This is a genomic window from Staphylococcus caseorum, from assembly GCF_049943195.1.
Classification (GTDB): Bacteria; Bacillota; Bacilli; order Staphylococcales; family Staphylococcaceae; genus Staphylococcus; species Staphylococcus equorum_A.
Genome location: NZ_JBNFUA010000001.1, coordinates 2,116,951 through 2,137,929 on the forward strand (window position 1 = coordinate 2,116,951; position 20,979 = coordinate 2,137,929).

Annotated in this window: 25 protein-coding genes; 5 read left to right on the forward strand and 20 right to left on the reverse strand. The window is 34.0% G+C overall.

The window, feature by feature from the left end:
- Positions 1-31 precede the first annotated feature (31 nt).
- Positions 32-1,213 carry an MFS transporter gene (locus ACP3TL_RS10835; protein WP_285326657.1) on the reverse strand — a complete coding sequence of 394 codons (1,182 nt, stop codon included), beginning with the start codon at positions 1,211-1,213 and terminating at the stop codon, positions 32-34.
- Positions 1,214-1,333: 120 nt separating this feature from the next.
- Here ACP3TL_RS10835 and ACP3TL_RS10840 point away from each other — a divergent pair, with 120 nt between their 5' ends.
- The gene (locus ACP3TL_RS10840) at positions 1,334-1,714 is read left to right on the forward strand and encodes a winged helix-turn-helix transcriptional regulator (RefSeq protein ID WP_069832250.1); all 381 of its coding nucleotides are present in this window, start codon (positions 1,334-1,336) and stop codon (positions 1,712-1,714) included.
- 117 nt (positions 1,715-1,831) lie between these two features.
- Complete coding sequence (locus ACP3TL_RS10845; protein WP_069832251.1) at positions 1,832-2,257, forward strand: MaoC family dehydratase; 426 nt, start codon at positions 1,832-1,834, stop codon at positions 2,255-2,257.
- Positions 2,258-2,390: 133 nt separating this feature from the next.
- On the opposite strand, the gene ACP3TL_RS10850 is transcribed toward ACP3TL_RS10845, so the two are convergent.
- Both ACP3TL_RS10850 and ACP3TL_RS10855 read right to left on the reverse strand, forming a co-directional pair.
- Positions 2,391-3,146, reverse strand: a complete 756-nt coding sequence (locus tag ACP3TL_RS10850; protein WP_069832252.1) for an SDR family NAD(P)-dependent oxidoreductase — start codon at positions 3,144-3,146, stop codon at positions 2,391-2,393.
- Between the two features lie 44 nt (positions 3,147-3,190).
- The gene (locus tag ACP3TL_RS10855) at positions 3,191-3,625 is read right to left on the reverse strand and encodes a MarR family winged helix-turn-helix transcriptional regulator (RefSeq protein WP_277575750.1); all 435 of its coding nucleotides are present in this window, start codon (positions 3,623-3,625) and stop codon (positions 3,191-3,193) included.
- A 144-nt stretch (positions 3,626-3,769) separates the two neighbouring features.
- Here ACP3TL_RS10855 and ACP3TL_RS10860 point away from each other — a divergent pair, with 144 nt between their 5' ends.
- A complete protein-coding gene (locus ACP3TL_RS10860) occupies positions 3,770-4,504 on the forward strand; it encodes a glucose 1-dehydrogenase (RefSeq protein WP_069832254.1) in 735 nt (244 codons plus the stop codon).
- Between the two features lie 115 nt (positions 4,505-4,619).
- On the opposite strand, the gene ACP3TL_RS10865 is transcribed toward ACP3TL_RS10860, so the two are convergent.
- The 8 genes from ACP3TL_RS10865 to ACP3TL_RS10900 form a co-directional block, all read right to left on the reverse strand.
- On the reverse strand, positions 4,620-4,946 hold the full coding sequence (locus ACP3TL_RS10865; RefSeq protein WP_069826353.1) for a PH domain-containing protein: 327 nt from the start codon (positions 4,944-4,946) through the stop codon (positions 4,620-4,622).
- A gap of 20 nt (positions 4,947-4,966) precedes the next feature.
- The gene (locus ACP3TL_RS10870; RefSeq protein WP_069832255.1) at positions 4,967-6,448 is read right to left on the reverse strand and encodes a catalase; all 1,482 of its coding nucleotides are present in this window, start codon (positions 6,446-6,448) and stop codon (positions 4,967-4,969) included.
- Between the two features lie 13 nt (positions 6,449-6,461).
- Entirely contained in the window at positions 6,462-7,409 is a 948-nt protein-coding gene (hemH, locus tag ACP3TL_RS10875; protein WP_069832256.1) for a ferrochelatase, read from the reverse strand.
- Between the two features lie 448 nt (positions 7,410-7,857).
- A complete protein-coding gene (locus ACP3TL_RS10880; RefSeq protein ID WP_256092648.1) occupies positions 7,858-9,063 on the reverse strand; it encodes an ABC transporter permease in 1,206 nt (401 codons plus the stop codon).
- Between the two features lie 9 nt (positions 9,064-9,072).
- Positions 9,073-9,447 (reverse strand): hypothetical protein, encoded by a 375-nt coding sequence (locus ACP3TL_RS10885; RefSeq protein ID WP_256092649.1) that lies wholly within the window; start codon positions 9,445-9,447, stop codon positions 9,073-9,075.
- A 1-nt stretch (position 9,448) separates the two neighbouring features.
- Entirely contained in the window at positions 9,449-10,345 is an 897-nt protein-coding gene (locus tag ACP3TL_RS10890) for an ABC transporter ATP-binding protein (RefSeq protein WP_277575749.1), read from the reverse strand.
- 21 nt (positions 10,346-10,366) lie between these two features.
- A complete protein-coding gene (locus ACP3TL_RS10895; RefSeq protein ID WP_069832258.1) occupies positions 10,367-10,699 on the reverse strand; it encodes a YflT domain-containing protein in 333 nt (110 codons plus the stop codon).
- A 39-nt stretch (positions 10,700-10,738) separates the two neighbouring features.
- Complete coding sequence (locus ACP3TL_RS10900) at positions 10,739-11,137, reverse strand: hypothetical protein (RefSeq protein WP_069832259.1); 399 nt, start codon at positions 11,135-11,137, stop codon at positions 10,739-10,741.
- A gap of 240 nt (positions 11,138-11,377) precedes the next feature.
- Between ACP3TL_RS10900 and ACP3TL_RS10905 the strand changes: the two genes are divergently transcribed.
- Positions 11,378-12,163 (forward strand): VLRF1 family aeRF1-type release factor, encoded by a 786-nt coding sequence (locus ACP3TL_RS10905; protein ID WP_069832260.1) that lies wholly within the window; start codon positions 11,378-11,380, stop codon positions 12,161-12,163.
- 273 nt (positions 12,164-12,436) lie between these two features.
- Here the strand turns inward: ACP3TL_RS10905 and ACP3TL_RS10910 are convergent, their stop codons facing one another.
- Both ACP3TL_RS10910 and ACP3TL_RS10915 read right to left on the reverse strand, forming a co-directional pair.
- On the reverse strand, positions 12,437-12,997 hold the full coding sequence (locus ACP3TL_RS10910; RefSeq protein ID WP_285336754.1) for a phosphatase PAP2 family protein: 561 nt from the start codon (positions 12,995-12,997) through the stop codon (positions 12,437-12,439).
- 18 nt (positions 12,998-13,015) lie between these two features.
- Positions 13,016-14,197: an FtsW/RodA/SpoVE family cell cycle protein gene (locus ACP3TL_RS10915; protein ID WP_069832261.1), complete on the reverse strand. Its 1,182-nt coding sequence runs from the start codon at positions 14,195-14,197 to the stop codon at positions 13,016-13,018.
- A gap of 255 nt (positions 14,198-14,452) precedes the next feature.
- Here ACP3TL_RS10915 and ACP3TL_RS10920 point away from each other — a divergent pair, with 255 nt between their 5' ends.
- Positions 14,453-15,055 (forward strand): class I SAM-dependent methyltransferase, encoded by a 603-nt coding sequence (locus ACP3TL_RS10920; RefSeq protein ID WP_069832262.1) that lies wholly within the window; start codon positions 14,453-14,455, stop codon positions 15,053-15,055.
- A 346-nt stretch (positions 15,056-15,401) separates the two neighbouring features.
- Here the strand turns inward: ACP3TL_RS10920 and add are convergent, their stop codons facing one another.
- The 7 genes from add to ACP3TL_RS10955 all read right to left on the reverse strand — a co-directional run bounded on the left by add (position 15,402) and on the right by ACP3TL_RS10955 (position 20,975).
- Complete coding sequence (add, locus tag ACP3TL_RS10925; protein ID WP_256092656.1) at positions 15,402-16,361, reverse strand: adenosine deaminase; 960 nt, start codon at positions 16,359-16,361, stop codon at positions 15,402-15,404.
- Between the two features lie 202 nt (positions 16,362-16,563).
- Positions 16,564-16,764, reverse strand: coding sequence for a hypothetical protein (locus tag ACP3TL_RS10930; protein ID WP_069832263.1), 201 nt, complete (start codon positions 16,762-16,764; stop codon positions 16,564-16,566).
- Positions 16,765-16,836: 72 nt separating this feature from the next.
- Positions 16,837-17,436: an adenylyl-sulfate kinase gene (cysC, locus tag ACP3TL_RS10935; protein ID WP_069832264.1), complete on the reverse strand. Its 600-nt coding sequence runs from the start codon at positions 17,434-17,436 to the stop codon at positions 16,837-16,839.
- A gap of 18 nt (positions 17,437-17,454) precedes the next feature.
- Positions 17,455-18,633 carry a sulfate adenylyltransferase gene (sat, locus tag ACP3TL_RS10940; RefSeq protein WP_069832265.1) on the reverse strand — a complete coding sequence of 393 codons (1,179 nt, stop codon included), beginning with the start codon at positions 18,631-18,633 and terminating at the stop codon, positions 17,455-17,457.
- Positions 18,634-18,655: 22 nt separating this feature from the next.
- On the reverse strand, positions 18,656-19,561 hold the full coding sequence (locus tag ACP3TL_RS10945; RefSeq protein WP_069826340.1) for a sulfite exporter TauE/SafE family protein: 906 nt from the start codon (positions 19,559-19,561) through the stop codon (positions 18,656-18,658).
- 25 nt (positions 19,562-19,586) lie between these two features.
- Positions 19,587-20,198, reverse strand: a complete 612-nt coding sequence (locus tag ACP3TL_RS10950) for an NAD(P)-binding protein (RefSeq protein ID WP_069832266.1) — start codon at positions 20,196-20,198, stop codon at positions 19,587-19,589.
- 36 nt (positions 20,199-20,234) lie between these two features.
- Positions 20,235-20,975, reverse strand: a complete 741-nt coding sequence (locus ACP3TL_RS10955; protein ID WP_069832267.1) for a sirohydrochlorin chelatase — start codon at positions 20,973-20,975, stop codon at positions 20,235-20,237.
- Positions 20,976-20,979 lie beyond the last annotated feature (4 nt).

The window sequence follows — 20,979 nt, forward strand, 5'->3', positions numbered from 1 at the left end:
AGTGATATTGATTCGTCTCTTTACGGTATTTTTATAGTATTCCTACTTGTATTTCTCTCTCATTTTTATAAACGATATACATCATAATACTAGCAATCATCACCATAGCAAAACCAAAATATGGTGTCATTGCAAGTGAAAAATGATTGAGCGCACACCCTCCGATGACTGCTCCCAATGTGATACCGATATTAAAAGCAGCAATATTTAAACTAGAAGCAAAGTTAGTCGTTGCCTTATTTTTACGTTCTGCAAAAAGTACCACAATCAATTGCAGACCCGGAACATTCATAAATGCAAACAAGCCCATCAGAAGTATGGCTATGGTACCTAAGAAATAATGTGTCACAGTTAAGCCTAGAAGTAATAAAACTATCGCTTGAATTAAGAATATCCATATAAGTGCTTTTGTTGGTTTATTGTTTGTTAATTTCCCACCAAGTGTATTGCCAATAGCAACCATTACACCATATATCACTAGTAGTAACACCACCGCTTCGTCACTATAATTCAATATATCTGTAAGTATACTAGTCAGGTATGTGTAGACTACAAAAGTGCCACCATAACCGAGTGCAGTAATCAAATAAACCATCATTAATGATTTGTTTTTAAACACTTTTAGTTGTTCCTTTATAGATGCCTGAGCATATTCTTTCAAATTACTTGGTACTGCAAATATATTAATGATTAAACTGATCAATCCAATCATAGCGATCGTAATAAACGATGCTTCCCAACCAAAGTGCTTACCGATCCATGTTCCTAATGGTACGCCTGTAATTGTAGCAACGGTTAAACCTGTAAACATCATTGCAATCGCGCTTGCACGCTTATCAAACGTTACCAAATCACTTGCGATTGCTGTAGCGATAGACATAAACACGCCGTGCATCAATGCAGATAATACACGCATAGCTAACAACATACTAAACGTGGTCGCAAAGGCAGCAAGTGAATTCGCAACAATAAAAATAAGCATAATGACTAATAGTAAATGCTTCCTTTTCATTTTATTTGTCAGTGGTGTGAGTATAGGAGCTCCTATTGTTACCCCCACAGCGTACAAAGATACAGTTAACCCTGCTAATGAAATCGTAGTATCAAAATCATCTTTAATGAGCGGTAAGAGACCTACACTAATAAACTCAGTCATTCCAATTGCAAAGGCAGACATTGCTAACGCTAATATAGCGAATTTGTTTTTTCTCATAATGTTTTTGACTCCTTCTTGTTTTGTGTATGTGTTAATATAAACTACACATATCAAAAGTGGAAGTACGCACTTTAAAGTACTATAGGTACCTTTGAGTATCTATCAGGAGGTAATTAAATGAGCAAAGCTTATAATATTGGCGTCGAAGCAACCATTGATGTCATCGGCGGAAAATGGAAACCTGTCATCTTATGTCATTTACAAAACAACGGGTTGATGCGTACATCTGCATTAAAACGTGCCATTCCAACGATTACTCAAAAAATGTTAACACAGCAATTACGCGAACTAGAAAAAGACGGTATCATCAACCGTATCGTATATGATCAAATCCCACCTAAAGTTGAATACGAATTATCAACCTATGGTCAAACACTAGGAGAATTACTTTCTTCACTTTGTTATTGGGGAGAGTTCCATATTGAAAAAATGCACCAACAAGGGGAAACAGTATCATTAGCACAACAAGATTTTGTCGATATACCCAAACCGAGTTAATAATTTCCACCACTTAGCATTCCTTTTAATTCACACTTTATGCTTTGAATTAATTTTCCATATTCCTCAGTACAATAGTAATATTAATCATTTAACACATTAAAGGAGAATAAAATCATGAAACTAGATGATTTTCACATTGGCGAAACATTTACGACTAAGCCATATAAAATAAGCGAAGAAGCAATTACGGATTTTGCTAGTGAATTTGATCCACAATATATGCACCTAGATAAAGAAAAAGCGCAACAAGGCAGATTTAATAGTGTCATCGCTTCCGGTATCCAGACACTAGCCATTTCTTTTAAACTATGGATTGAAACAGGCAAATACGGAGAAGATGTCATTGCAGGTACACATATGAATAATATTAAATTTATTAAACCAGTGTTTCCTGATGACGAATTACATACTGTGATAAAAGTTATTGATAAAAAGGCTGGTAAAAGAGACCAAGGTTTACTTACGGTATTAATGACAACATTTAATCATGAAGAAGTTAAAGTATTTGAAGGCGAACTCACGGCACTTATCAAACGTTAAAATTTTTAAAATATAAAACAAGAGCGGGACAAAAACCAACATTTGAAAGTTGTTTTTTGTCCCGCTCTCGTCAATAAATTATTTTATTTCAACTCAGTTGATACAAAAATACTGCGTTATACTTTTAACATAATCAGTATAATTTAATACTACCGCCATCTACCATAACCGTTTGTCCCGTGATATATTGCGCGTCTTCACTTCCTAAAAATACTGCTACTGGACCAATATCTTTTTCAACATCTCCAAATTTTTGCAATGGAATGCCTTGGACCACCTTTTCATAATATTCAGGGTTATCTTTACGCCATTGATTAACGCCTTCAGAATAAGCGATTGGAGATATGATATTAGCATTAATGCCAAATTCGCCAAATTCATTCGCTATCACACGTGTAATACCACGTATCGCCTCTTTTGCTACAACATATGCGCCTTGATTCTTATCACCTTTTATAGCGGCACCTGAACCAAAGTTTATAATATTACCTTTTGTTTCTTTCAAATAAGGTATAACCATTTGGCATAAATAAAATGTCGCATAAAATCCCGTATTCAGAGATAAATTTAAATCTTCTTCTGTAATATCTAAAAAAGAATTCATGCGAGATGCATGTGCATTATTAACCAATATGTCAATTTTTCCATAGTTTACAATTGTAGTATCGACACAAGCTTGCAAAGAATCTTTATTTGTTAAGTCTGTTTTAATAAATAATGTTTCGTATCCTTGATTATTCAATGTTTCACTCAATAATCTTCCTTTTTCTTCAGCAATATCAGCGATAACTACTTTAGCATGTTCCTTAGCATAAGACTTCACGATTCCAGAGCCAATACCTCCTGCACCGCCTGTCACAATTGCTATTTTACCTTCTAGTTTAGCCATTAAAATCACACTTTCATTTTTTATATTGGGTTACTTACAAAATGTTATTTATTCATTTGTTTTACATGACTATAAAGTTTCTTCTGAATATTAAGTAGTTGTGTCACTTCATCATCATTCAATACTGAATAAATGTCATTTCTCATTGCTTGACCTTGTTTTTGAGCCTCTTCTAACACATCCAGTCCTTTTGCAGTAATCGTAATTAAAATGGAACGTCTATCTTCTTCTTGATGTTCCCTTACTATGTAACCTTCTTTAACGAGTTTGTTTGTCAAACCGGTAATTGCTCCTGAAGTATAGCCAAGGGACTGCGCAAGCGCGGATGGCTTCTGCGCACCATGCTCTTTAAGTTTAGATAAGGCAATAATTTGTGAAATATTAACATTCATATTAAATTGTTTCATAAAAAGTGTCATTGTCGCGTCATTAAATAACTCAGCATTATGAATCAGTTCGAAAAAATTATTCTTTTCCATGATATCCCTCCTATATATGTTGATATAAAAATAGTATATATAAATTTACTTTAGCAGTAAAATACTTAAGAATAAATATTTAACTTTTAATGTATTTACTGTTAAATTATATAACAAGGAATATAAATTGGGAGGATGTTATTTATGAAAAGATTAGACAATAAAGTTGTAGTTATTACTGGCGCAGCACAAGGTATGGGAAAAATGCACGCTGAAAAAGTATTGCGTGAAGGTGCAAAAGTTGTGATTACTGACATCAATGAAACGCTCGGTCAAGAGGTTGCACAAGAATTTGGAAAAAATGCACTTTTTATTAAGCATGATGTTTCTAATGAAGCAGATTGGCAAAATGTAGTAGATACAGTAATCAAAAAATGGGACAAAATAGACGTCTTAGTAAATAATGCTGGCATTACTTATAACACGCCTATAGAAGAACTCAGTTTAGAAAGTTATATGAAAATTGTAAACATCAATCAAGTGTCTGTATTTTTAGGTATGAAATCAGTCGCTTCAACTATGAAGGCTCAACAACACGGTTCAATTATTAACATATCTTCTATGAATGGACTTGTTGGTGGTGCTATTGGTTACACAGATACGAAATTTGCAGTTCGAGGTATGACGAAAGCTGCTTCAAGAGATCTTTCACCCTATAATATACGTGTAAATTCAATACATCCCGGTGTAATTCAGACACCTATGATTGAACAAGAAGGTGTTAAAGAAGCAGTCGAACAATTTGCGAAGACCATTCCAATGCGTCGTGTTGCTTTGACTGAAGAAGTATCTAATATGGTCATCTTTTTAGCTTCAGATGACGCCAGTTACTCTACAGGTTCTGAATTCGTCATCGATGGCGGTCTTACTGCATTATAAACAACTTAAGCAAACCAAATATTTTAAACAACAAAAACCCCTTCGCAATACCATTTAAATGGTTGTGAAGGGGTTTTATAATAATTCATACTATCTATTGAAATCAAATTAATAATTATATTTTTTTAGGTTCTACGTAAGCAACAAAGTTTTCAGCATCTTCTTTATTTAAATCTGTTAAAGAAAATGTGCCAATGCTAAAGCGCATCGTTAATACATTATCGTCTAATTCGATATTTTCAATTTCGTCATATCTAATGTTTCTATAGTAAAACTGGCCGTCCATATCAACATTTAATATAAGACGTTCATTTGTTGCGACATAAGCCGCTTCGTATACTTTTATTTCTCCTTGAACAGGGTATTCCATATTTCCTAAAACGGAAGGCCCTTGTTTCTCAGTTGGAAATAAATCTTCTGGATTAATATTATCTAATATCATTCGATTACCTACCTTTTCAATTAGTCTGCAACTTTTAAGTCTACAGTATTAATATCAATACCCAAAGCATCTGCTACACCTTGACCGTAAGCTGGATCTGCTTTATAACAATGTCTAATATGACGGTGTTTTAGTGGGTCAGTAACTGGGCCCATTTCATTAGCCGTATTATTAAATAATATTTGTTGTTTATCAGGTGACATTCTACGGAACAATTCACCTGGTTGTTCAAAGTAATTATCATCATCTTCACGATAATCATATTCGAACGCTTGGCCTTGAATGTCTAAGCCTGGTTTTTTGTGTTGCGGTTGGTCTTCAAGCGCACCGTTACTATTCGGATAGTAGTGTGTTTTTGAACCTTGGTTATCATCTAAAATACGCATTTGTCCATCTCTACTAAATGGACAGATATTTTCTACACCTACACCTTTAGGTTGGTTAACAGGAATCTGCCAATGGTTTACACCTAAACGATATCTTTGTGTATCGCCATATGAGAATAGACGCCCTTGTAACATTTTATCTGGTGAAAAATCTAGCCCTGGAACGATGTTTGTTGGTGCAAATGCTGCTTGCTCAACATCTTGGAAATAGTTTTCAGGGTTTCTATTTAATTCAAACTCTCCTACTTCGATTAATGGGTATTCGTCTTTATACCAAACTTTTGTTAAATCAAATGGATTATCTTTATGATTGCGTGCTTGTTCTTCAGTCATTACTTGGATGTACATTTTCCATTTAGGGAAGTTACCTTCTTCAATGTTTCCAAATAAATCTCTTTGAGAAGACTCTCTGTCATTTGCTATAACTTGTGCTGCTTCTTCAGGTGAATAGTTTTCTATACCTTGTTGTGTTCTGTGGTGGAATTTAACCCAAACACGCTCACCTTTATCATTGTACATAGAGTATGTGTGAGAACCAAAGCCATGCATATTTCTGAAACCTTTAGGAATACCACGATCTGACATCACTATCGTAATTTGATGTAACGCTTCTGGTAATAATGTCCAGAAATCCCAGTTTGCTTGAGGGTCTCTCATGTTTGTTTTTGGATTACGTTTAACAACATGGTTTAAACTTGCGAATAATTTAGGGTCTCTGAAGAAGAATACTGGTGTATTGTTACCAACTAGATCCCAGTTACCTTCGTCTGTATAAAATTTCAAGGCAAACCCACGAATATCACGTTCTGCATCAGCTGCACCACGTTCACCTGCTACTGTTGAAAAGCGAGCGAACATTTCTGTTTCTTTGCCAACTTCAGAAAAAATACTTGCACAAGTGTACTGTGTAATATCATTTGTTACTTTAAATGTACCAAACGCACCAGAACCTTTTGCATGCATACGACGTTCCGGAATAACTTCTCTATCGAAGTGTGCCATTTGTTCTAAGAAATATATATCTTGCATTAAAAGCGGACCTCTAGGGCCTGCCGTCATACTATTTTCTCTATCTCCTACTGGTGCACCAAATAATCCTGTTAGTTTTTTACTCATTATATTATCTCCTTTAATTTACCGCAGTTAAGTGATTCTTTTCTTTATAATTATTGATGACTGCATTTGCGATGCTTTCAATAAATAGTTGATTTGAGCCAGGCATTTCAGCTCTATAATAATTAGAACCTAAATCATCGCAAACTTTTTTACATTCATAATCGTTATCATATAAGACTTCTAAGTGTTCACATGTAAAACCTAATGGAACGTATATAAAGTTTTGATAATCATATTGTTCATGTAATGTTTGAGTCAAATCTTGCACATCTGGTCCAATCCAAGGTTCCCCAGTGTTACCTTCAGATTGCCAACCGTTAAAAACATGGTTATGTCCAATTCGTGATTGGATTAACTGTGTTGTTTCTTCAAGTTGACTTGGATAAGGATCATTATGTTCCAATATTTTTTCTGGAAGACTATGCGCCGAAACGATAATTGCTGTTTTTTGATGCGCTTCCTCAGGTATTAAATTCAATTGTGTATTTACTGAATCAACCCAATACTGAATGAATTTCTCTTCTTTATAAAATTGATTCAATGTCGTTACTTTAATATTTTTCTCATTTGCATATTGAGATGCGCGCTGGTTATACATTTCTACTGAAAATGAAGAATAATGCGGCGTTAAAACTACGCTGACGATTTCATCTATGCCTGCCGCACTAATGTCATCTATCGCATCTTCAATAAATGGATGTATATGTTTCAAACCTATATATAATTCATAGCTTATGTCACTCGTCATTGAGTTAAGTGTATGACATAATGTTTCAGCTTGTTTTTCAGTCGTTGTTGCTAAAGGTGATACGCCACCAATATATTCATATCTATCTTTCAAATCTATGTATGCTTCATGGCTTGGTTCGTGTCCATGTCTGATATGCGTATAGTAAGGTAAAATATCTTCTTCCTTATATGGCGTACCATAAGACATACATAATAATGCTACACGTTTCATGTTAAGTGCACCTCCACTAACTTGCTCTTCTTTACAATAATTATCTATTTGTAATTATTATAATCTATTATAACGTAAAAATGATTAAAGTCTATATTTAAAAATTTAATATATCATTTGAATTGATAATATATCCTTATAAGTGATAATGAATTATGCGTTTTCATAATTTTTTATTACTATTAAATAGTAATAAAACACTTTGTTTTCTTGCAATAATCTATATTTTATATATTGGTAGTGTACATAGTAAACGTCTGCCTCACACCAAACAATTTAACACGAGTTGAACATCTGAAGGCTGTGACTGTGGCCTTGGCAAGCGAGTGTGAAATAGTATTTAATATGGCAAAAAAAGAGCTGCCAACAATTTGGCAACTCTTTTTAGTGATTATATTCAATTCACATCACGATTCATCATTATACAAAATCATTTTTATTATAGTCATTATATATCTTTTTCGTTAAATCCGACCGCACCTGTGACACATAGTATAATAAAAATAAGCATAAGGCTGATTATCGGTCCACTTGTAAAATCATCTATAGGCAAACTTGGTATATGTTCAAATGGTGTGATATCTTTCATCCAATCTTTCACATTCAGTAAAGTACCTAAATAATTCACTAAAAAAGTATAAGCGAGATAAGCATAGACTAAAGTCGTTAACCTTATGCCCCATCCAATTACGACAGTTCCTATACCAACAAAACTCAGTATGGCTGGTATATAGACAATAGCCGATTGAATGACCATGTTAAAGTCGAGAGGTGTATCCATTGAATAGAATTGGCCAACATACAAACCGAGTCCTGCGACAAAAATCATCACTACCGCATTCACCACACTGATAATTAGAAAACTCAATAAGTACTTGATACGCGAAAGTGGATTGGCTAATACAAGCATCGCGTATTCTTTATCTATCTCTTTCTTTATTTTAAATAAAGCTAACAGTGTAGGCACCGTACTGATTATTGCCATCACCAACATTAATTGCGGTAAAAATTGTTTGACGTAATCTCCATTTGGATTTTCTAACATAGACAGTAATAATGGATTATCTTTAAAAAAGTCGTCTAAATTTCCAAAAATAGAGCCATATGATAATCCAAGTATAAATAATCCAATAGCAAAATATATAAAACTCATTTTTTGTAATCTGATTTGTAAACCTAGTGGAGACTTCATGTACCACTTCGCATGTTGGCTCCCTTTTTTCTGTGGTAATAATTTTGCATCGATATCACGCAAACCATTTAACACAAAGGCAAATATAGCAATGATAACTGTAAGGCCTAAAATGCACCACACCGGCCACCAATGATCTTCTGAAAATGCATACGTTCTAGACAACCAGCCCATCGGTGAAAATATAGATAGCGTCTCATTGGCTACATCTCCAAACGCTCTAATCAAATACATAATGAGCAATAAAGCGATACTCACACCAGTCGTCTCACTACTAGATGATACAAATTGGGCAACGAACATGGTCAACGCAGCAAACATAATCCCAAATACACCTAAAGCTGAACTATATAAAAATGCACCTACTAAATCTATACCCTCAACGTTTAACGACGCTAGCCCTAAAGTGAGTAATATTATTAGGCTGACATTAAGTAATAAAGTCTGAATTAGATGCCCCATCAAAGGTGCTTATTTACCAATTGGCAATGCAGTTAAAATGATTATTCTACCGTCTTCTTCATCGCCTCGTGTGTCTCGAGATACTATTAAAATATTCATAATTGCTACCATTATTGCTGTGAATAAAGTCATTTCATGCGTAAAAAGCACGCCAATATTTACATCATCAAAATCAGCCGGACCAAGCATCGCTTGCATCGCAGGATTTTTTGACATCTCGATGATAGGACTCATCTTAGATTGACTCGGATACATCGACTCAAAAGCAGGTGGAATCATTAACGTTAAAGCAGTTAATAAAACCACCCATAAAATTATTTTTTTACTATTTCTTTTTACATAAAAATAAAATAACTTTGAGGTTTGGTAAAATGATTGCTTCATATCATTCACCTACTTCATCTGTGGCTTCATAATATCGTTTAAATATTGCTTCTAGTGTTGGTGGCGTAGATTCTAATTTTTTAATTTCAAAGCGGCTTAGATATTCAATGACAGCAGAAATTTTATCTGAATCAACTTCAAAATAATATGTGTTGTCTTCTTGCCTCACGTTATGCACACCCGTCACTTGTGTTAACGCGCCTAATTGCTGTCCACTTTCTACGGTAAATTGCATGCGTGTAAGATGGCGCATCTCATCTAAAGTCCCAGAAGTTATCATCTTCCCTTTACGGATAATACCTACGCGATCGCACAATTTTTCTACTTCACTTAAAATATGGCTTGAGAGTAATACACTTTTTTTATTATTTTTAATGTCTCTTATACATTCTTGAAAAACCTCTTCCATTAGAGGATCAAGACCAGAAGTAGGTTCATCTAAGATATATAATTTTGCATCAATACTAAACGCAGTAATTAACGCTACTTTCTGACGATTTCCTGTAGAATAAGCACTACATTTTTTAGTAGTATCTAATTCAAAGCGTTTAATTAATTCATTTTTTCTATCGTAATTTGCTTTAGGATGAAGACTAAGAAAAAAATCAATAATTTCTCCACCAGTTAAATTTGGCCAAAAATTGACATCGCCAGGCACAAAAGCAAGATCTTTATGCACGGCTACTGCATCTTTCAGCGCATTTTTGTCAAAAATTTCAATAGTACCTTGCGTTGGTTTCAACATACCTAATATTGCTTTGATTGTCGTTGATTTCCCATCCCCGTTTGGCCCAATAAAGCCATAAACTTCACCCTCATTAAGTTCTAAATCCACACCATCTAAAGCATAGAATTTACCAAAGCGTTTTGTTAAATTATGAATTTTAAGTAGGGTCATACACACCACCCTTTACATGATTTATAACAGTCCTTTAACTCTAAAATCAGTAACAATTAAAATGATATTGCCTTCTTTCATTTCTGCCTCACAATGATCTGCATCACTAGAAGGCACACCTAATATGCTAAGCTTTTCTCTTAATTCTTCAGCTTTCGAATCAAAATCTTCATCTATATCAACTTTATTGTAATCAACTGCTGTAACTTTTATATTTTCAGTAACCTCTGCAGTTCGATCTTTATCATCTGATAGCACGTATATATCTTGGCTACCAATACCACGATCTTTTAAAGCTTTTATATCCGCTACTAAAGCCGCGTCATTTGTATAAGGTTTTACAACCGGTGCCATAAGAATCCTCCCTTTCCAATACTTCAACTTATTAATATATTAATTTTTTGCCTTAATCATTAAACTGTTATATCGATTTTTAGTTATATAAAAATAAGTATCCTCTAACATTAAATCGAACAATTCATCTCTGACCATGTCATCTGTCATTTCAAATTGCGTTTCAACCTTTTCTTGCGCTGCATCTTCAACAAAAATAACTTGATCTTTTCTTACATCTACTGTCTTACGTTTATAAATGAGTTCGAGATGCGCACGCCCTTGATGTATCGCTTCTAAGTTCTCTATCTTATAGGCACTTTGTACAAACTCTTCAATTCGTCTTTCTCTGTGACGCTTACCTTTTGAAGCTTTAAAATCCTTTGTATACTTTAGCTTAACAAGTAAGTAAATGACTAATATGAAAAGTATCGTTACAAGAAATAGTAGCGTAGCCATACATACTCCCCCTTTATTTATGTGAATTTTCAATTCAAGTTATCATTTTCCAATATTATAGTTAATTTTCCCTTTGAAAACGCTTTTAAACACTTTTAAAATTAACTTTTATTGTTGTAAGAAATCACTATTAATAATTTATGCTTATTTACTTATACAATCTGATAATATATCTAAAGTTTAACTTCTATAAAAAAGGCAAAATATATAGTATGTAAGAATTATGAAGGGTGATATATAATGCTTTTACAAGAAGAAATTAATAACTTGGAACAATTCGATGGTAAGTCACAAAATCAAAAAGTATTCTCAATTTATTTAGATACCAGTCCCGAACAAGGAACAAAGTGGAAAATTGAATTAAAAAATGCCTTGAAAGACTTATCAGACAAAACAAAAAGCAGTGACAATCACGAAGAAAAAAACCAAGCAAAAGATATTATCAATAAAGTAGAAACTGAAATACAAGGCGCTAAACCTAATTTAAAAGGAGGTCTTATTTTATTTATGACTGCCGACGAGTCATTAAGGTTCGAAAAACACGTAAATATTTCTATAAAAACAGAATTTAAATGGGACACAAAACCCAAATTAGATCAGCTAAAATCATTACAACAAAGCTATCCTTACACTGGTATTTTAGTTTTACAACAAGACAAAGCACGTGTGATTGAAACTGAAATTGGTACAATTGTAGACGAAGATTATTACACTCTAGATTTAGATACTAATGATTGGAGAGAACATTCCGGACCACAGGGCGATGATTTAACTCAAGGTGGCGCGCAAAGAGATGAATATAAAGAACGTGTGAAAGCTAATCAAGAGCGTTGGTTCAAAAGTTTAGTCGCTACTATTGAGAAAAATGCTAAGAAAAAAGGCTGGCACCAACTCTATTTAGCTGGTGAAAAAGAAGAAGTAGAAAAATTAAAAACGATGTTCAATCGTAACATTGACCAAGTCACACCAAGTAATATATTAAATTTAAATGCAACAGAAATTATAAATAAAGTAATGGAAGAATAAATTTCAAATCATGCTAGTCACAATGTATCAAAACACCTGAATATGTACTGAATTTTAAAAGCTGTACTTTACTTTAGCATATAATTTTAAAGGCTTGTTTCCTAATTTTTGTAGGAGACAAGCCTTTAAATTTTGTTTTGATTTGTTCATTGTTATTGCAGATTTATTAAATTAAAAATAACGATAATTTGGGTCGACTCCTGATTCGTTAATAAAGCACTAGCCGAAGGCTACAATCTGATAAAGGGTGTTTTTTACACATGTTTAGTAATGTCACTTATTATTTTTAGTTGAGGTTGCGTTACCCACTTTCAAAGCTTGGAGCATAATCCCTATAATGAGTATGCTACCTATTGTATCTGTAAAAAAGTGTGCACGTAGATAAATTCTAGAAACGATAATCGAAATGATCAATAATACGCATATGAGCGTTAGCCATTTATTATTTTTCAACAATAATATGAGACTCACCAGTAGACAGACACTTAACACGTGCATACTTGGAAAACTATAGCCATCTATACTGATATCAGGTCTTGGTCGTTGAATAATATATTTAAAAAATGTACCTATCAACAAAACACTGAAACACCAAAATCCATACCACCAAAACTTAAATTGATTATAAAAAAATACGAGTGTTAAAATCATCAATATCATGATTAAACAATGCAACGGTTCAAATATATTAGAAATTATTTCAATATATACAACGACACTATTAGAGTTAATCGTTCCATGTAACCATTGATAAATAAAATTATCTAATGAATCAGTTAAATCTATATGTATACATATCATGAGTATCAATAAGCACAAACTTATTAAAATCATTTTCAAATAGTCTCTCACTTAGTTTAATTTCCTTTCATTATTAATTCTTCTAGCTACTGCTAATAGCGTTCCATAGGCAATGCTTATGCTCAATATAGATGATCCGCCATAGCTTAATAGCGGCAATGTTACCCCCGTTAAAGGAATGATGCCAGAGACTCCTGCTAAATTAATGAACACTTGCATAAATAAATAACTTACGACACCGACGCAAATTAATTTATAAAATTGATTTGTGGTTTTATTTGCATATATAAGTCCTTTAACTAATATAAAGCCATAAATCAGTAATATAAATAATACACCCAGTAAACCTAATTCCTCTGAAATAACCGTGAAAATAAAATCAGTATGCGGTTCTGGTAAATACCCTAATTTAGCAATACCATTACCTAGACCTTTGCCAGTAAATCCGCCATTTCCAATTGCTGTTAAAGCACTCGTCAGTTGATACCCATCATCTTTTTCGTATTTAAATGGGTCGAGCATGACTTGAATACGTCTTAATCTGTAAAGGTTTTTAGCATCAAAAATCAATGTATAAATACTATAAAATACAATTGGAATCACTGCGATTGCCATGATTTGAATTTTCACCTTATTTTTTAAATCTGAATAAATCAGTATGCAAGCAATAATCGCTACTGTTAATAAAGTACCGCCCATGTCCCCTTGCATTAAGACAAGTAATAAACTTATCCCGATGATGCCTAGTGGTGAAATGAGATGTTTCAACTGATAATCCCTTCGACTCGATACACGTTGGTTAATCACATAGGAAAGGTAAAAAATTGAGGTTAGCTTTAAAAATTCTGAAGATTGAATACTAAACAAACCTAAATTAATCCAGTTTTTGGAACCGTTGATTTCCTTACCAATTAACACAGTAATTAGCAATAGCAACAATGTACCTAACACCATCATTTTCTGTACATTGTTCTCTTTAAAAGCGTTAATGTTAACGAAACTACCAATAAATATAATAATAACTACACCTAATACCAAAAAGAACAATTGTCTTTTCATAAAATAATTACTTTCGATAGGCACACCGCCTGTTAATGCGCCTTTAGATGCAGATACCATACTCGCACTGTAAACCATCATTACACCTATAATACCAAGTATGATAAAACAGAGAATCATACTAAAATCCAAACCTTCTAAACGCCTGCGCGCCAGTGTTAAAAATCGCTTCATGACTTCACCTCATTATGACTGATAGACTCCAGTAAAACATATTTTTAACATGTCCTCAATCATACTTTAGGCTCACCCAATACTTATTTGGATATATGTATTTTCATATTATTAAATATACTATTTTAAATAATATACATTGTGCTACTTTTCAGCTTGTGATAAACTCTATTAACGACTTAACATGTCTGTAATAGCTATTATAGAAACAAATGATTTTTTTATAATAATTTCACTCAACAAAGGAGTTTTAACTTGAATAAAGACCGTTTTGATCAAATTGCCAAAAAGTACGATGGTCCGAGTAGAATACATCTTGCCGATACAATTGCAGCCGAAGTGAATAAGGTATTCGAAAACACTTCATATCAGTCACTATTAGATTATGGTGGCGGCACTGGTCTAGTTACATTGAATATAGAGCGCCATTTTGACGAAGTCACAATGATAGATGCTGCACCTCAAATGATCGAGGTGTTTGAAAGCAAAATTGCTGAACTAGGCAAAACACATATTCACGCATATGTAGGCGACATTCTTTCAGATAAAACACAGATTAACGCTACCTATGATATAGTTTTCCTTTCATTAGTACTACTACACAGCGGTGATTACAAAGCATTATTAACAGCGTTACGTGCAAAATTAAATCCTGGTGGGCTGCTCGTTCTTGTTGATTTTAATAAGAATGAAAATGTATATCATCCAAAAGTCTATAGTGGCTTTGAACAAGAAGATATCCAGCAACTATTTACTGAATTAGACTTAACACATGTCCAATCACACACATTTTATGAAGGTGAAAATATATTTATGAATAAAGATGCGAGTTTATTTATTGCATCTGGCCGTTCATAATCTGTTATACAAAAAAGAGAACTTCCAGCTATTGGAAGTTCTCTCAGAACGTAGACCATCTTTGTTGATTCATTTCTTTATTTAACACTTATTAGAAAAGGAAGTTCTCTTTTTGTTAATTCAGTTATATCTTCTTTTTTATATGCTTTTGCCTTTGTATAAGTTCAATAAGTAATAAATATATTATTATTGTTTTAGAAAATGGCAGTGATTTGGGCTGACTCCTGCGGGGAAAGCACTAGCCGAAGACTACAGGCTGAGGCTGTGCCCGCGGAAAGCATGCACAAAAACTGCCAATAAAGTCAGAGACTTTAAGAGCACTTCCAACTATTGGAAGTTCATTTTTTTATGATTGCATCACTGCTTTTAAATTTTCTTTTTCAACATCTGACAAAAAGGCATATTGAACTGCTCTTAAATTGATAAATTCAATCTGTTCGAATGAAATCAATTGATGTTTCATTAATAACGCATACTCTTCATTTAGTGAAGTTTGAGTGACGGTACGATTATCCGTATTAATAATAAAAGGTATATCCTGCTCTAGCAAATAAGGTATGTTTAATTCTGTTAAATCCTTTATCGCTTTCGTTTGAACATTACTTTTCGGACACATTTCTAACATCACATTGTTTCTCTTTATTTCTTGTAACGCAGCTTCATTTTCATTAATGGCAACACCATGGCCCACACGTTTTGCGCCTAATTTAATAGACTCCATAACATTATGCATACATCCACATTCACCGGCGTGTAAAGTGAGATTAAACCCTTTATCTAAACCGTATTGAATTGTGGTACGAATAGCTTCTGGTGGAAATGCTGCTTCAGGACCTGCAAAATCAATCCCACGCACCACTTCACTATCTCTCTGCTCAAGATAATCGAAAAGCGCTTCATTCACTGTAGCTTCATGCTGTCTCATTGCACAAACCAATAAATTAATTTTGATATCCATCGTTTCTGTTGTAAGTTGGACGCCCGCTTCGACTGCTTCCAATACATCTGCTAACGACAAGTCGTGTTCAGTATGCAATAACGGTGCAAAGCGAATTTCTATATACTTTACATTATCCTTACTTGCCTGTTGTGCAACATCTACGACAGCTCTTTTGAGACTATCTTTTGTCTGTAGCACTTTTAATATTTCATCAAAACACTGCAAATATTCATCTAGGCTTTCACAATTTTCACTTACGAGCAAACGGGATTCTTTTAAAACTATATTTTGTTCAGAAGCAAGTTGCTTGATTAACGCTATACTTGTTGAGCCATCGAGATGACAATGAAGTTCTATTTTAGATATATCTTATATGGTTTTATTCATGTCCGAAACCTTCCTTACTTCCAATATGTCACTATAATTATATTTTGCTGTAGACACAAAGAAAGATTTTATTAGAAATTAATTCATATACTATAACATGATTATTTTAACATGACCATAAAACCATCTACATTAAAGACCGATGCTAATCAATTATAAATCGCTTATGCCCTTTAATTTATTATAATTTTCCAAAATAACCCAAAATTGTTAATGTTATACCTAAGCCTATAAAGCATGTGAACAATATAACTACAATCACTTTGAACTCTAGCATAAAATAACTTCTATCTTGTCCTTTATTTACTAGGAAAACACCACAAAACACTACTAAGATCAATATAATAAGCAAACTATAAGCAATTATATTTAAGATTTCCATCCATATTCCCCTTTCGTGTTTTATCTTTATTAAATACTTAAATCAACACACCACAAAATTTAACTCATCTATCTAAATATATTGATACACTTTCAAATAGTTAACAATTTTATTTACAGATTGCTCGATACTATCTTTTTCTGTATCTATGATTATTTCTGGCGTTTCTGGTGTTTCATAAGGTGCACTAATACCTGTAAATCCAGCAATTTCTCCACTTCTAGCTTTCTGATACAATCCCTTAGGATCTCTCGCTTCACATTCCTCGAGACTGCATAATGTATGCACTTCTATAAATTCGTCCTTTTGTAATAAGCTACGTACCGTCTCACGATCCGCTTGATAAGGTGAAATAAATGCAGAAACAGTGATTAACCCTGCATCTACCATTAACTTTCCTACTTCGCCAATCCGTCTAATATTTTCTGTACGGTCTTCTGGACTAAACCCAAGATTATTGTTAAGTCCATGTCTGACATTATCTCCATCTAATCTATACGTATGTATCTGGCGTTGAAACAATGCTTTTTCTAACGCAACAGATACCGTCGATTTACCAGACCCTGATAATCCAGTAAACCAAATCAATACACTTTTATGGTCGTTACGGTGTTGTCTTTCTTCTTTTTTAACTTCGGATTCATGCCATGTAATATGTTGAGATGTATTCATTCACTTCACTCCTTTAAATTATTGCTCTTGCAAACCTTTAATCAATACTTCTGCTACTTCTGGTCTTGAAAATGCCTTAGGTAATGATTCTCCATTTTTAAGCTTTTCACGAACTTTTGTACCACTCAAATGTAAATGTGAGGAAGCGTCATGTGGACATGTTTTCGCAGTCGCCATATTTTCACAAGTTTTGCAGTAAAACGCATGTTCGAATTTCAAAATTTGTATTCCTAACTCTGCTTCATATTTAGAAATAAGCTCTTGTGCTTCATAAGTACCATAGTAGTTACCTACACCAGCATGATCGCGTCCAACAATAAAATGTGTACATCCATAATTTTTTCTTACTGTCGCATGTAATATTGCCTCTCGTGGACCGGCATAGCGCATTGCCGCAGGATAAATGACTAAACGTGCTTTATTTTCCGGGTAATAATTATTAAGAATGACTTCATAACTCTCCATGCGTACAGCAGCTGGAATATCGTCAGATTTTGTCTCTCCAACTAACGGATTCAATAATAGTCCATCAACAGATTCTAAAGCTGCTTTTTGTATGTACTCGTGTGCTCTATGTACTGGATTTCTTGTTTGGAATCCTACAACTGTCTTCCAATTCAAGTCATTAAATAATTGTCGCGTTTCAGCGGGATCTAAATGATAATCTACAAAATCGTCATGCTTTGGTCGATCTAGTAAATAGATTGGTCCAGCAAGATAGACATTCCCTTTTTCATGTACTTTCTTCACGCCAGGGTGGTCAATGTCTGTAGTACCATATACACGTTGCGCTTCTTTCTCTTTGTCGTACGTATATTTTCCCTCTAATTCAAGTACGCCATATAAATGCTCATCTTCACCGTATAATGCGACACGTGTTCCTATCTCTAGTTGCTTTGCTTTATCTTCAGTTACAGGTAAAGTGATGGGAATACTCCACACTAAGCCATTACTTAAATGTAAGTCTTCTACTACATTTGTATAGTCTGCTTCATTCATAAATCCTGTTAACGGACTGAACCCGCCAATACCAATAAGCTCTAAATCTGACAAACTCCATGGATTCAGCGTAATAGCAGATAATGATTTCAACTCGGCCAATAATTCTTTTTTTAGTAAGTCACTCACTTCTCTGTTAATGAGTTTCCCACCATGTGCTTCAATCGTATTTGTAATTGTTTCTGTTGTTAATGTCATGCTTATACACTCCCTTTATGTTTTAATCTAGTTCATTCGTGTTTGCTTTATTTTTAGAAATTGAAAATGATAATTTTTTATTTTGATATAAAGCATAAGTAATTAAAATAATCCAAATGACAATAAGCGATACTTTAATTGTTATGGATATTACTGGTGTTGGGTCAAAAACACTGATTAAAGAACTACTATTAGTAAAGATAATCAAACCACTTACGCAAACCGCTAAGATATTCACCGGTAAAATTTTAACAAGCCAAGCTGCGAAAGGTGCTGCAATTAACCCTCCAATACTCAATGAAACCACTAAACCTAAATTAATCTGACTCCAACCTAAAAAGATAATAAAGCTAATTGATGCTGAGAGTGCCACGAAAAATTCACTCGCAGACACGGTACCAATTGCATATCTTGGCTCTAACTTTTTTTGAGCTAATAACAATGGTGTGTTGACTGGACCCCAGCCCCCGCCACCAACTGAATCAAGAAAACCTGCAATTGCGCCTTGTGGAATCATAGCGTAACGCCCTATTTTACTTGCATCTTTTTGTACTTGGTTGTCTTTTTTAAATAAAAATTGGTATAAAATGTAAAAACCCATAGTTAATAAAAACACAGCAATAAAAGGCTTAATTAAATTACTATGTATATGACTTAAAAACGCCGCTCCAATAAATGCTGTAATTGCGCCTGGAATTGCTAATTTAATCATTGTCGGCTTGTGCACATTTTCAAACTTCCAGTGTGCTGTGCCAGAAGCAGCAGTTGTTGCAACTTCAGCAAAATGAATCGTTGCAGATGCGATTGCTGGCGCTATACCGAAAGTTAATAATATTGAGGAAGAAGATGCACCGAATCCCATACCAAGGGAACCATCTATCAATTGTGCGAGAAATCCTGCAAGTGCGAAGATAAATAACTTATACATGTGTCATACTCCTTCCGAATTGTGTTTAGTTCAGTGAATCAAGCCATTTAACCACATCTCTTTGGTTATCTTTTTCCAAATAACGATCTGCTAAAATTGATTTCAAAAATCTTTGCTTTTCTAATGAAGATAACGAACTCCGTTTAACGCGTTGTCTACATTCATATAAGAAATCTACATACACTTCATAACGACTCGTAAACTGTTGTTGAAATTCAGCGAGAATTTGTGCTGTGAGCGCTGGGCTTGCGCCGTTTGTAGAAATACTTAATATCAACTTGCCACGTCGTAATATGCTTGGAAATACCACATCACCAGAGTTCGCTGCTCCAGCCATATTTATCATTGCGTGACTTGGTTTATGTTGCAATACACATTGATTTGTAGATGCGCTATTTGTCGCTACAACAATGAAATCTGCCTGCTGGATATCGTTAATTTCAAATAATTTTTCACTCCATTTTATTACTGAGTGTTGAACCATATCTTTCAAATTTTCAGTAATAGTGGGGCTAATCACATGAATGTCTTTGGCATAATTGACTAAAGTATTCACTCTTCGTTCTGCAACTTCACCACCGCCAATTACAAAGACTTTCTTATTTGAAATATCAATCATGAGTGGAATCAATGGCATTATGTCACTCCTTACTATCTTGAGTAATTAAGACTGTTACTGGTTTACAGTTTCAAATGTTGCTTCTACACGTTCTTTCAATGCAATTTGTAAATGACTATGGTTGCCAAGTCGGTCACACAGTACAATGCCATGCTCTACTTGATAGTCATCTATAGTTGTTGCTATGTGACGTTCTAAAATACCTGTAAACCACAAATATGGAACTACAAATATTTGTGAATGTGCTTTATTGACTGCATCTTGAAGCGTTTCTTCAAATGAAGGCCCACACGCAGCCAAATAACACACTTCAATGTCTAAATTAATATTTATATCTTGTAACTGCGCTTTGATTGTCGAGAGGTCTTTTTGTGTTTGAGGATTATAACTCCCCCTGCCCACGATCAATACTTTCGCATCCATATTAGGTGTCATATGTGTTTCTTCAATTCTTTGATGTAGTATTTCAGTTAACCGGCGTTGTACCCCTAATGGTTTTCCATAAGAAACTTTGACATGTGGGTACATTTGCTGATTTCGTTGAATTTCTGTCGGTATATCTTTGAAATAATGTCCTGCGCTTAGTAAAAGTACGGGTATCACAGAAATTTCAGTTGCTCCTTTATTAACTAATCGCTGAAAACCCTGTGACACATTAGGCTGTGTTAATTCTAAGAAGCATGTTTCTTGTAATGGCACATCGATTTGATTTTTAACTGATTCAATAAAGTTCACAGCTTCTGTAACAGCTTCATCTACCCTACTACCGTGGCTGACATATAAGACGCCTCGCATACTA

Excerpts from the sequence above, each read along its gene's own strand:
- ACP3TL_RS10930 (WP_069832263.1), bottom strand. The coding sequence starts at position 16,764 with ATGGAAATCTTAAATATAATTGCTTATAGTTTGCTTATTATATTGATC.
- ACP3TL_RS10880 (WP_256092648.1), bottom strand. The coding sequence starts at position 9,063 with ATGGGGCATCTAATTCAGACTTTATTACTTAATGTCAGCCTAATAATA.
- sat (WP_069832265.1), bottom strand. The coding sequence starts at position 18,633 with ATGACATTAACAACAGAAACAATTACAAATACGATTGAAGCACATGGT.
- ACP3TL_RS10870 (WP_069832255.1), bottom strand. The coding sequence starts at position 6,448 with ATGAGTAAAAAACTAACAGGATTATTTGGTGCACCAGTAGGAGATAGA.
- ACP3TL_RS10950 (WP_069832266.1), bottom strand. The coding sequence starts at position 20,198 with ATGCCATTGATTCCACTCATGATTGATATTTCAAATAAGAAAGTCTTT.
- ACP3TL_RS10845 (WP_069832251.1), top strand. The coding sequence starts at position 1,832 with ATGAAACTAGATGATTTTCACATTGGCGAAACATTTACGACTAAGCCA.
- ACP3TL_RS10905 (WP_069832260.1), top strand. The coding sequence starts at position 11,378 with ATGCTTTTACAAGAAGAAATTAATAACTTGGAACAATTCGATGGTAAG.
- ACP3TL_RS10840 (WP_069832250.1), top strand. The coding sequence starts at position 1,334 with ATGAGCAAAGCTTATAATATTGGCGTCGAAGCAACCATTGATGTCATC.
- ACP3TL_RS10955 (WP_069832267.1), bottom strand. The coding sequence starts at position 20,975 with ATGCGAGGCGTCTTATATGTCAGCCACGGTAGTAGGGTAGATGAAGCT.
- ACP3TL_RS10910 (WP_285336754.1), bottom strand. The coding sequence starts at position 12,997 with ATGATTTTAATAAGTTTGTGCTTATTGATACTCATGATATGTATACAT.
- ACP3TL_RS10895 (WP_069832258.1), bottom strand. The coding sequence starts at position 10,699 with ATGGCACCGGTTGTAAAACCTTATACAAATGACGCGGCTTTAGTAGCG.
- ACP3TL_RS10865 (WP_069826353.1), bottom strand. The coding sequence starts at position 4,946 with ATGATATTAGATAATATTAATCCAGAAGATTTATTTCCAACTGAGAAA.
- ACP3TL_RS10885 (WP_256092649.1), bottom strand. The coding sequence starts at position 9,447 with ATGAAGCAATCATTTTACCAAACCTCAAAGTTATTTTATTTTTATGTA.
- hemH (WP_069832256.1), bottom strand. The coding sequence starts at position 7,409 with ATGAAACGTGTAGCATTATTATGTATGTCTTATGGTACGCCATATAAG.
- ACP3TL_RS10915 (WP_069832261.1), bottom strand. The coding sequence starts at position 14,197 with ATGAAGCGATTTTTAACACTGGCGCGCAGGCGTTTAGAAGGTTTGGAT.
- ACP3TL_RS10945 (WP_069826340.1), bottom strand. The coding sequence starts at position 19,561 with ATGTATAAGTTATTTATCTTCGCACTTGCAGGATTTCTCGCACAATTG.
- cysC (WP_069832264.1), bottom strand. The coding sequence starts at position 17,436 with ATGAATACATCTCAACATATTACATGGCATGAATCCGAAGTTAAAAAA.
- ACP3TL_RS10855 (WP_277575750.1), bottom strand. The coding sequence starts at position 3,625 with ATGGAAAAGAATAATTTTTTCGAACTGATTCATAATGCTGAGTTATTT.
- ACP3TL_RS10835 (WP_285326657.1), bottom strand. The coding sequence starts at position 1,213 with ATGAGAAAAAACAAATTCGCTATATTAGCGTTAGCAATGTCTGCCTTT.
- ACP3TL_RS10900 (WP_069832259.1), bottom strand. The coding sequence starts at position 11,137 with ATGGCTACGCTACTATTTCTTGTAACGATACTTTTCATATTAGTCATT.
- ACP3TL_RS10860 (WP_069832254.1), top strand. The coding sequence starts at position 3,770 with ATGAAAAGATTAGACAATAAAGTTGTAGTTATTACTGGCGCAGCACAA.
- ACP3TL_RS10890 (WP_277575749.1), bottom strand. The coding sequence starts at position 10,345 with ATGACCCTACTTAAAATTCATAATTTAACAAAACGCTTTGGTAAATTC.
- ACP3TL_RS10850 (WP_069832252.1), bottom strand. The coding sequence starts at position 3,146 with ATGGCTAAACTAGAAGGTAAAATAGCAATTGTGACAGGCGGTGCAGGA.